This is a genomic window from Microvirga sp. HBU67558 (genome assembly GCF_018069605.1).
Taxonomy (GTDB): Bacteria; Pseudomonadota; Alphaproteobacteria; order Rhizobiales; family Beijerinckiaceae; genus Microvirga; species Microvirga terrae.
This window is the reverse complement of the sequence record NZ_JAGPUP010000289.1, coordinates 1-930: the sequence shown is the minus strand read 5'-3', so window position 1 is coordinate 930 and position 930 is coordinate 1. Positions and strand designations below refer to the sequence as shown.

Sequence of the window (930 nt, the reverse complement as noted above, 5' to 3'; positions counted from 1 at the left end):
TGCGCTCCCACGACCAGCAGCTTGCGCAGGTGCCGGTTGCCCATCTTGGAGATGGAGCCCAGCCGCGCCTTGCCGCCGGTTGAGTGCTGCCGGGGCACGAGGCCGAGATAGGCGGCAAACTCCCGACTGCCCTGGAACAGGTTGGCATCTGGAACACTGGCCGAGAGACAGGAAGCAACAATCGGCCCAATGCCGGGAATAGTGGCCAGTCTGATGCTCACCGGATCACTGCGGTGGGCCGCCAGAATGGCTTTGTCGAGCCTGGCAATCTGCGCCTCGATCTCGAGCAGCATCGCCGCCAGAGGCTGGAGAGCCATCCGAGCCGTGGCGGGGAGATCAGGACTGGCGTCATCATGGATGAGGGCGATCAGCTGGCGCGTGTTGCGAGCGCCTTGCGCCACCACGATGCCCAACTCGGCGAAGTGACCGCGCAGAGCATTGATCAGGGCGGTTCGCTGCCCGATCAGGAGATCGCGGGCCCCGTGCAGCATGAGGGTGCTTTGCTGCTGCGGGCTCTTGACCGGGACGAACCGCATCGACGGCCGCGTGACGGCCTCACAGATCGCAGCCGCGTCGGCGGCATCGTTCTTCTGCCGGCGCAAATAGGGTTTGACGTAGGCGGGCGGGATCAGGCGGACCTCATGCCCGAAGGCCATGAGCGTGCGGGCCCAGTGGTGAGCGGTCGCGCAAGCCTCCAGCCCGATCAGGCAAGGGGAAAGAGTTTTGAAGAAACCTGGTACCTGGCTGCGACGCAGTGATTTGCGCAGGACGATCTTTCCGCTCTTGTCGATGCCATGCACCTGGAAGACGTTCTTCGCGATATCAAGGCCGACCGTGGCAATCTCTGGCATGGACGTGGATCCTCTCCGGTTTTGGACATGCCCATTCTGGCACGTCTGACGCTGGTGGAGGGCGCCATCCACGACATCA

1 protein-coding gene is annotated in these 930 nt (G+C 63.8%); it reads right to left on the bottom strand.

Annotated elements, in window-relative coordinates; translation table 11 throughout:
- Positions 1-851 (bottom strand): IS110 family transposase (locus tag KBI52_RS01275; RefSeq protein WP_210804841.1); only part of this gene is annotated, 851 nt, incomplete at its 3' end.
- Positions 852-930 lie beyond the last annotated feature (79 nt).